Source organism: Mycobacterium sp. pR1184 (assembly GCF_041287235.1).
GTDB lineage: Bacteria > Actinomycetota > Actinomycetes > Mycobacteriales > Mycobacteriaceae > Mycobacterium.
Window position 1 is genome coordinate 169,073 of the sequence record NZ_JBGGKR010000016.1, and the last position, 8,400, is coordinate 177,472.

Sequence of the window (8,400 nt, forward strand, 5' to 3'; positions counted from 1 at the left end):
CGGCCCACCCCTGTTGCCCCCTGATATCTTTGGTGAAGTGTTTCACCAAAGACCACTTTGGTGAGATCCTTCACCAAAGTGACGCGCGGCGCAACCCGCCCTTCGGACCGGAGGTTTATGGCTGTCCATCGCGGACTGACCGCTGACCAGCGACGTGAGCAGCGCCGGCAACGGCTCATCGAGGCGTCTCTCGACGCGATCGCCGAGCACGGTGTGGGCAACCTGCGCGTGCGTGCCGTCAGTGCCCGCGCGGGACTCAACGACCGCTATTTCTACGAAAGCTTTCCCGGCTGCCACGAGCTTCTGATCGCGACGTTCGAGGATCAATTCACCCGCGCGCTGACCGGGATCATGGCGGTGGTTGCGGACTCGTCGGCCGACCTCAAACCCCGGGCTCGGGCCGTCATCGAGTTCGCGTTCGCGTTCATCGACGAGGACCCACGGCGCTCAGCGTTACTGATCGAGCTGCAGACCGCCGAGGCGCTCGCCGGCCGTCGCCGCGAGGTCATCGACGTCCTTACTCAGGTCATGGTCGGGCAGGTGCGCGCGCTACTTGGGGAGGCCGCCGGAGCCGACGAGAACGTCATGATGACCGCGCTGGCCGTCATCAGTGGTCTTCTCGAGCTGACAACCCAGTGGTACCGGCGCCAGATCGACGTCAGTCGAACTCAGTTGATCGAATTCATGATCGCTCTCGTAGTGACCACCACCGACATCGCCGGCGCCCTCGAACGGCGACTCGCGCCACCGGGTGACGGTGAGCGAGCCGCCGAACGCTAGGAGGGAAAAGCTAGCCGCACCAAGGCTATTGCGCCGATCGTGCACTCAGCGCCGTTTATTCACCACTCTTCGCGCTCAGTGGACGCTCGGCTGCCCCAATCGACAGGCCGAGCTAGGCGATTTCGCGGTACGCCGACGCTAGCCGCTGGTCACCTGGCACCGTCGCAAGTCGTTGAACCTCAGGCCGTCGGGGGGAATACCGCCTCAGGAGGTAGGGAGCTCAGGGGGTACTCATTCCGGGATAAGACTACGGTCTCGGTGGGTGTGGACATGCCTTCGAGATAGTGGTGACCATCTGGAATCCCTGAATCGACCATCGAATTGAGTAATTCGATCAATTCCGCGGCTTTGGCGGCATCGAGCCGCCACACGACGGTGCCATCCTGGAACTCAATGTCTGCGGCGCCAGCTTCGATGCGGAACAGGAAAGTCAATGCGCCGTGGTCTAGGCGAGCTGATCCTTGCTGCGCCGCCTGCCTAGCTGCAGCGAGCACCTCGCAGACACCGGCGTCGTCCATAGCCAACAGCACCGCATCGTGACCGGAATCGAGCTTCTCGGCCAGTTCGGCGTAAATCACGCTCATTAACACCATGCTTTCGGCGGGAGCACCCTGGTCAAGTCGTCCGCCGCTGCATCCCGACTCCTTCAGCAATCGGACCTGCCTCAGATGACACCATACCGCCACAGTTGGGGCCGATTACCGGGAAATGATCGACCACGGTCGGACTGCCTACGCCAGGCGCTCGATGATCGTGGCGTTGGCCATCCCGCCCTCGCACGTCGTCTGCAACCCGTACCGGCCGCCGCGCTGCTCCAAAGCGTTGACCAACATCCAATATTCAACGATTGGGCGGGTAGTGCGTCAGGTAGTTCAGCCTTGGACAGAGGGCCATCACTGCAGCGGCCATCCACATGTTGGCGTTGCGGTTCGAATGGCCGAGTTTCACTAGATAATCGACCGTTGCGTTCGGATCTTGATTGGCGTCGAGAAGATCGCAGATCGCTTCGCCGAGATCGATTGATCTGTAACGGATTTCCTGTGTCGATACATCCTCGCCGTTAGCCCCTAGAATCTGTATGAAATCAGCACTGTCGGCGCTGGCTGAAGTGGCAACTCCGATGGCAGCAGTATTGAAGGTGCCGACGGCGAGCAGTATGCCGATAATTCGTTGTCCCCCGCAGAGCAACATTGTCTTCGCTATCCATCTAGAGGTACTGGGAGACACCGCCGTGGCCATGGCACGTTCCCCCGGAGTGGGGGTGTTCGCTGAATGACCAAGTCCCGTCCGCACAGCGGGCAGTGGCACCCGGCGGTTGTGAGGGTGCCGCTACCGGCCGAGGGACACAATCGCCAGACGACGCTGTGTAATCCGGCCCTTCTGGGCAGCCAGGGCTTGCGTCAGCCGGTGGCGCTGCGCCGATGGTCGCGGCTCCGATAATTGCTGAGACGAGAGCTGCACGGAACAACATGCTTGCCAACCCCACGTTTGGTGCGTCTTTGTTGTTGTGACGTTGCCCGCTCGTCGATTGGAAGCGTAGTTCGGGCTCGCGATCGTTGTGCCCTTTTTCGTGAAAGTCACCGGTCCGCTGGAATTGGATTGCGGTCCAAGCCAACTAGAAGAATTTGCTCCCCGTGGTTATCGCCAAACCTGGGAGCAACCAACCAACGCCGCTTGAGTTTTGCGCCACTGGCGCACGGGCGTTGTGCACCCGGCCATCGCTCGGCGGTGGGTGGGCGTAGTGACTCCATCACCCTGCCCGTGCTCCCGGCTATAAACGCTGGGGAGCACGGGCGAGGAGTCGCCAGACCCGGAAGTTGCTAGGGCCACCTAATCCAGTCTCTCGATGATGGTGGCGTTGGCCATGCCGCCGCCCTCGCACATGGTCTGCAGGCCATACCGTCCGCCCCGCTGTTCGAGCGCGTTGACCATGGTGGTCATGATGCGAGCGCCGCTGGCGCCCAACGGATGTCCGATCGCGATGGCGCCGCCGTTGACGTTGGTCTTGGCCAGGTCGGCGCCGGTGTCGTGAGCCCAGGCCAGCACGACCGGCGCGAAGGCCTCGTTGACCTCGAACAGGTCGATATCGGCGAGCGTCAATCCCGCTCGCTGCAAGACCTTTTCGGTCGCGGGGATGACGCCGGTCAGCATGTACAGCGGGTCATCGCCCACCACGGTCGTCGTGTGGATGCGCGCCAGCGGCCGCAGGCCCAGCTTCTTGGCGACCTCGCTGGTGGTGATCAGCACCGCGGCGCTGCCGTCCGAGAGCGGCGACGAGTTGCCCGGCGTGATCTCCCAATTGATCTGCGGGAAGCGCTGTTCCATCTTCTCGCTGTAAAACGCGGGCTTCAGCGTGGCCAGCGTCTCGACCGTGGTCGCGGGACGAATGATCTCGTCGGTGTGCAGCCCGGCGATCGGGATCAGCTCATTCTCGAACAAGCCGTCCTTGGTGGCGCGGGCGGCCTTGTCGTGGCTGCCGGCGGAGAACTCGTCGAGCTGGCTGCGCGAAAAACCCCACTTCGCGGCGATCAGCTCGGCGCTAATGCCCTGCGGCACCAGACCTTCGGGGTAGCGCGCGGCCATACCCTCGCCGAACGGGTCACTGCCCGGCAATACCTGGGTGCCCATCGGCACGCGGCTCATCGACTCCACGCCCGCGGCGATCACCAGGTCGTAGGCGCCCGCGATGACGCCGTGGGCGGCGAAGCTGATGGCCTGCTGGCTGCTGCCGCACTGCCGGTCGATCGTGACGCCGGGAACCGACTCGGGGAAACCCGCGCCCAGCAACGCATTGCGCGCGATGTTGACCGCCTGATCGCCGACCTGGGTGACGGCTCCGGCGATGACATCGTCAACCTGCGCCGGGTCCACGCCGGTGCGGGCCACCAGTTCGCGCAGGCTGTGCGCCAACAGGTCGACGGGCAGCACGTCGTGCAGTGCGCCGCTGGCCTTGCCCTTGCCGATCGGGGTGCGCACGGCGCCGACGATCACGGCGTCGCGGCCCTGGGAACCGGTCGAGAATACGGTCATGACTCCTCCTCGAGTCCTGAGTATTGCTTGCTATACCCAGCAAAACGCCTAGGTATACTAAAATCAACCCAGACGGGAGGTGATCTACATGACATTTCTGCAGGGCGCCCTGGCGGATCGGGACAAGTGGTCGGCGGTCGGTCAGTGCGCGATCGAGAAGACGATGGCGGTGGTCGGCACCAAGTCCGCGATGCTGATCATGCGCGAGGCGTACTACGGCACCACTCGGTTCGACGACTTCGCCCACCGCGTCGGTATCACCAAGGCGGCCACCTCGGCACGCCTGTCCGAGCTGGTCGAGCTGGGGCTATTGGCGCGCCGGCCCTATCAGGAGCCGGGGCAGCGCAGCCGCGAAGAATACGTGCTGACCGAGGCCGGCATCGATTTCATGCCGGTGGTCTGGGCGCTGTTCGAGTGGGGGCGACAGCACCTGCCGGGCCGTAACCGGCTGCGGCTCACGCATCTGGGCTGCGGCGCCGAAGCCGGCGTCGAAATCCGCTGCAGCGAAGGGCATCTGGTGCCACCCGACGAGCTCGGCATGCGGCTGGCTAAGTCTCACTGAGCGTCGCGGAGAGGATGGTGCGTGCGACCAGTTCGGGATCGTCGAACATCGGCACGTGGCCGACGTCGGGCAGGATCTCAAACCTCGCGGCGGGCAGGCGTTGACGCGCCACCTCGCCGTACGTCGCGACCGGGAAGATCGCGTCCTTTTCCGACCATGCAAGGGTGATCGGGCACGGCAGGGGGTCCATCGCGGCAACCTGCTCTGCTTCGGTGGACAGCACTTCCTTGTCGACCGAGCACGCGGCCACGACGCGGTTAAGCGCGAAGAGCTGGTCTGCGGGCAGTCGATCGCCGTGGCGGGCGCTGTTCAGGAATCTCAGGGAAAGCCGGCGCACGACCGCCGGTTTGAACATCAGCGGTCCCACCGGGCCGGCCAGCGCGGCGAGCCTGCACGCCGCAGCGAGTCTGCGAATTTTGCCGGCGCCCCGGGCATGCGCGGTAGGCCCGCGCCCGGCGGTCCAGAAACCCGCGGGTGACAAGGCGCAGACTGTGGCGGCCCGGCCGCGCCGGGCCAGTTCGACGGCGACGAAGCCGCCCATCGAATTGCCGGCAACGTGCGGGCGCTGCAGATTGTTGTCGTCGAGGTAGGCCTCGGCCGCATCGATCACGTCCCAGATCGTCGCCGGGCGACGTTCGACCGGCGGGCCTCCGCTGTGGCCGAGCAAGCTCGGCGTGAAGACCTGGTGAGTGGTCGATAGCAGCGGCGCCACGTCCTGCCACACGACGCCCGACAGCAGGAACGGGTGCAACAGCACCAACGGCGGTTTGTCCGAGTCCATGTCACTGCTCCCTGAGTGCGGCGAGCAACCGGCGGGCCGCCTCGACTCGACGAACAGCGGGACCGGAGAGCCTGTCGAGCGCACACTCCGGGTCGGCCGGCGGTCCCATGTGGCCGCATCCGCGTGGGCAATCCTGCACGGTCTCAGCAAGATCCGAGAATGCCAGCAACACGTCGTCGGGTTGGATATGCGCCAGTCCGAACGAACGGATGCCCGGCGTATCGATCACCCAGCCCGAACCCGCTCGCGTCGGTTTCAGGGGGAGTGCGACCGACTGCGTTGAAGTATGCCGGCCCCTGCCGATGTCCGTGACCTCGCCAACCGCCCGATCAGCTTCTGGCACAAGGCGATTCACCAAAGTGGACTTACCCACTCCGGAATGTCCCAGCAGCACTGTGATCTTGCCGGCGAGCAGCTCCGCCACCGCCAGCAGCGGATCGTCGCGGCCCGCGGCGACCACCGTCAGGTCCAGATCCGCGAACTGTTTCGCGAACGGCTCGGGCGGGGCGAGGTCGGTCTTGGTGAGGCACAGGATCGGCGTCAACCCACCGGCATACGCGGCGATCAGCGCACGGTCGACCAGCCCGGTGCGCGGCGGCGGATCGGCTAGCGCCACCACGATCAGCAGTTGATCGGCGTTGGCGACCACGACCCGTTCGGTGGGATCGGTGTCATCGGCGGTGCGCCGCAACACCGTTCGCCGCGGACCGCGACGCACAATGCGAGCCAGTGTGTCCGGCCGTCCGGACAGGTCGCCCACCACGTCGACGTCGTCGCCGACCACGATCGGGGTGCGGCCCAGCTCGCGCGCCCGCATGGCGGTGACCCGGCAATCGGGCCGCCCGCTCAGCACGCATCCCCATCGGCCGCGGTCGACGCTGACCACCATCGCGGCCTCGGCGTCGGCGTGCTCGGGACGGGTTTTGGTCCGGGGTCGTGAACCCCGGCCGGATCGGACCTTGACGTCGGACTCGTCGTAGTCACCCGGTCTCAACCGCTGGACTCCCCGTCGGCCAGCATCCGCGCCCACAATTGGGCGAATTCCGGCAATGTCTTGGTGGTGGCGCCGATGTCGTCGATCCGGACTCCGGGCACTCGCAGTCCGACGATCGCGCCGGCCATCGCCATCCGGTGGTCGGCGTACACCCGCCAGATGCCGGAATGCAGTGGTGTCGAGGTGATCACCAGACCATCGGCGGTCTCCTGGCAGTCGCCGCCCAGCCGGTTGATCTCGGCGCTCAGCGCGGCGAGGCGGTCGGTCTCGTGGCCCCGCAAATGGGCGACGCCGGAAAGCCGTGACACCGAACCGGGGGTTGCCAGCGCCGCCAGGGCCGCGACCGACGGCGTCAGCTCGCCGACGTCACGCAGGTCGATGTCGAAGCCGTCGTAGCCCTCGGGGCCCTGCACTTCGAGCGATGAATTAGTTTGGGTGACAACGGCATTCAGCTTGCCCAACACATCGAGAATGTCGTTGGCGGGTTGTACGCTCGTCGATGGCCAGTTGGTGATACGGACGCTGCCGCCGGTGACCACCGCCGCCGACAGGAACGCAACGGCGTTGGTGAGGTCCGGCTCGACCTCCCAGTGCCGGGCCGTGACAATGCCGGGGCGCACGTGCCAGCGGTTGGGCACCGAATCGTCGACGTCGATTCCGGCTTGCCGCAGCATCACGGTGGTCATCGCGATGTGCGGGGCCGAGGGGAGCGACGCACCGGTGTGCTGCACGGTCAGGCCGTTGCTGAACGACGCGCCGCACAGCAACAGGCCGGAGACGAACTGTGACGACGCCGACGCGTCGATTGCCACGGTGCCGCCGGCGACCGATCCGCTGCCCAGCACCCGGAACGGCAGGCCGGTGCCCTCGATCGGTACGCCCAGTTCACGCAGCGCGTCCAGCAGCGGCGCGATCGGCCGGACCCGGGCCTGTTCGTCGCCGTCGAATTCCACCGGAGTGTTCGCCAGCGCGGCCAGCGGCGGCACGAAGCGCAACACGGTGCCGGCCAGGCCGCAGTCCACGCGGGCGCCGGGGCGGGGGTCGAGCCGGCCGCTGACCGTCAGCTCGGAACCGTCCCCGTCCACGCGCAGCCCCAGTGAAGTGAGCGCGCCGATCATCAGGTCGGTATCGCGGCTGCGCAGCGCGCCGCTGATGGTGGAGGCGCTCTGGCCCTGCGCGCTCGATAGACCCGCGAGCACCAGCGCCCGGTTGGTCTGCGATTTCGAGCCCGGCACGGTCACGGTTGCGTGCACCGGCGTCAGGGCGATGGGGGCCGTCCAGGGGTCGGTGCTCACGGGTTCATCCTGCCGTGTCGGCGGGTGTCGTGGGTACGGGGCACCATGGAAGTCATGTGTGGACGGTTTGCGGTCACGACGGATCCGGCCCTGCTGGCCGAGAAGATCAAGGCGATCGACGAAGCTACCGGTACCTCGGAACGTGCGTCTGAGCCCAACTACAACGTGGCGCCCACCACTACGGTCGCCACCGTGGTATCCCGCCACAGCGAGCCGGACGACGAGCCGACTCGCCGGGTGCGGCTGATGCGCTGGGGATTGGTTCCGCCGTGGGTCAAGGCCGGTCCCGACGGCGGGCCGGACAACAAGGGGCCGCTGCTGATCAACGCCCGCGCCGACAAGGTCGCCACCTCGCCGGCCTTCCGCGGTTCGGCCAAGAGCAAGCGTTGCCTGGTACCGATGGACGGCTGGTACGAATGGCGACCCAATCCGGACAACGCCGCGGGCAAGAAGACCGCCAAGACGCCGTTCTTCATGCACCGCGACGACGGTGAGCCGTTGTTCATGGCCGGTCTGTGGTCGGTCTGGAAACCGGACAAGGAAGCGGACCCGCTGCTGAGCTGCACGATCATCACCACCGACGCCGTGGGTGAGCTGGCCGCGGTCCACGATCGGATGCCCCTGATGCTGGCCGAGCGGGACTGGGATGCCTGGTTGAATCCCGACGCCCCGCTGGACACCGAGCTGCTGACCCGTGCCCCGGACGTGCGGGGAATCGAGCTGCGCGAGGTGTCGAGGCTGGTGAACAGCATCCGCAATAACGGGCCGCAACTCCTCGAGCCGGCCGAGCCGGAACCCGAACAGATCACGCTGCTGTAGTCCCTACGCCGCCTCGTCGTCGTCGCCTCCGTCGTGGAGGAGTCGCTCGGGGTGGTGGTGGGTGTTGGTGCGGGGTTGGCCGCGGTCGAGGTGGGGTGGGGGGATCCATTGGGTGTGGCCGTTGGGGTGTGTGCGGGTG

General features: G+C 66.2%; 11 protein-coding genes. 3 read left to right on the plus strand and 8 right to left on the minus strand.

The genetic code is table 11. The features are described 5' to 3' along the window. Positions 1-117: 117 nt before the first annotated feature. The gene (locus ACAG21_RS24610; RefSeq protein WP_370498863.1) at positions 118-780 is read left to right on the plus strand and encodes a TetR/AcrR family transcriptional regulator; all 663 of its coding nucleotides are present in this window, start codon (positions 118-120) and stop codon (positions 778-780) included. Between the two features lie 179 nt (positions 781-959). Here ACAG21_RS24610 and ACAG21_RS24615 read toward each other — a convergent pair whose 3' ends face one another. The 4 genes from ACAG21_RS24615 to ACAG21_RS24630 all read right to left on the minus strand — a co-directional run bounded on the left by ACAG21_RS24615 (position 960) and on the right by ACAG21_RS24630 (position 3,810). Beyond that, positions 960-1,364, minus strand: coding sequence for a hypothetical protein (locus ACAG21_RS24615; protein ID WP_370498864.1), 405 nt, complete (start codon positions 1,362-1,364; stop codon positions 960-962). A 256-nt stretch (positions 1,365-1,620) separates the two neighbouring features. Next, complete coding sequence (locus ACAG21_RS24620) at positions 1,621-2,019, minus strand: DUF732 domain-containing protein (protein WP_370498865.1); 399 nt, start codon at positions 2,017-2,019, stop codon at positions 1,621-1,623. Beyond that, positions 1,988-2,251 carry a DUF3761 domain-containing protein gene (locus ACAG21_RS24625; protein WP_370498866.1) on the minus strand — a complete coding sequence of 88 codons (264 nt, stop codon included), beginning with the start codon at positions 2,249-2,251 and terminating at the stop codon, positions 1,988-1,990. Before ACAG21_RS24625 ends, ACAG21_RS24620 begins: the two co-directional genes overlap by 32 nt. A 359-nt stretch (positions 2,252-2,610) precedes the next feature. Then, a complete protein-coding gene (locus tag ACAG21_RS24630) occupies positions 2,611-3,810 on the minus strand; it encodes an acetyl-CoA C-acyltransferase (protein ID WP_370498867.1) in 1,200 nt (399 codons plus the stop codon). An 88-nt stretch (positions 3,811-3,898) separates the two neighbouring features. Here ACAG21_RS24630 and ACAG21_RS24635 point away from each other — a divergent pair, with 88 nt between their 5' ends. Beyond that, entirely contained in the window at positions 3,899-4,372 is a 474-nt protein-coding gene (locus tag ACAG21_RS24635) for a winged helix-turn-helix transcriptional regulator (RefSeq protein ID WP_370498868.1), read from the plus strand. On the opposite strand, the gene ACAG21_RS24640 is transcribed toward ACAG21_RS24635, so the two are convergent. From ACAG21_RS24640 to aroA, 3 genes are read right to left on the minus strand one after another with little or no spacing between them, the layout of a single operon-like run. Next, positions 4,359-5,153, minus strand: a complete 795-nt coding sequence (locus ACAG21_RS24640) for an alpha/beta fold hydrolase (RefSeq protein WP_370498869.1) — start codon at positions 5,151-5,153, stop codon at positions 4,359-4,361. The genes ACAG21_RS24635 and ACAG21_RS24640 overlap by 14 nt on opposite strands. Position 5,154: 1 nt before the next feature. Then, positions 5,155-6,147, minus strand: coding sequence for a ribosome small subunit-dependent GTPase A (gene rsgA, locus ACAG21_RS24645; protein ID WP_370498870.1), 993 nt, complete (start codon positions 6,145-6,147; stop codon positions 5,155-5,157). After that, positions 6,144-7,442 (minus strand): 3-phosphoshikimate 1-carboxyvinyltransferase, encoded by a 1,299-nt coding sequence (aroA, locus tag ACAG21_RS24650; protein ID WP_370498871.1) that lies wholly within the window; start codon positions 7,440-7,442, stop codon positions 6,144-6,146. The genes rsgA and aroA overlap by 4 nt, the downstream gene beginning before the upstream one ends. Before the next feature lie 54 nt (positions 7,443-7,496). Between aroA and ACAG21_RS24655 the strand changes: the two genes are divergently transcribed. Continuing rightward, positions 7,497-8,261 carry an SOS response-associated peptidase gene (locus tag ACAG21_RS24655; RefSeq protein WP_370498872.1) on the plus strand — a complete coding sequence of 255 codons (765 nt, stop codon included), beginning with the start codon at positions 7,497-7,499 and terminating at the stop codon, positions 8,259-8,261. Between the two features lie 3 nt (positions 8,262-8,264). On the opposite strand, the gene ACAG21_RS24660 is transcribed toward ACAG21_RS24655, so the two are convergent. Further along, on the minus strand, positions 8,265-8,400 hold a 136-nt coding region (locus tag ACAG21_RS24660), incomplete at its 5' end, for a hypothetical protein (RefSeq protein ID WP_370498886.1).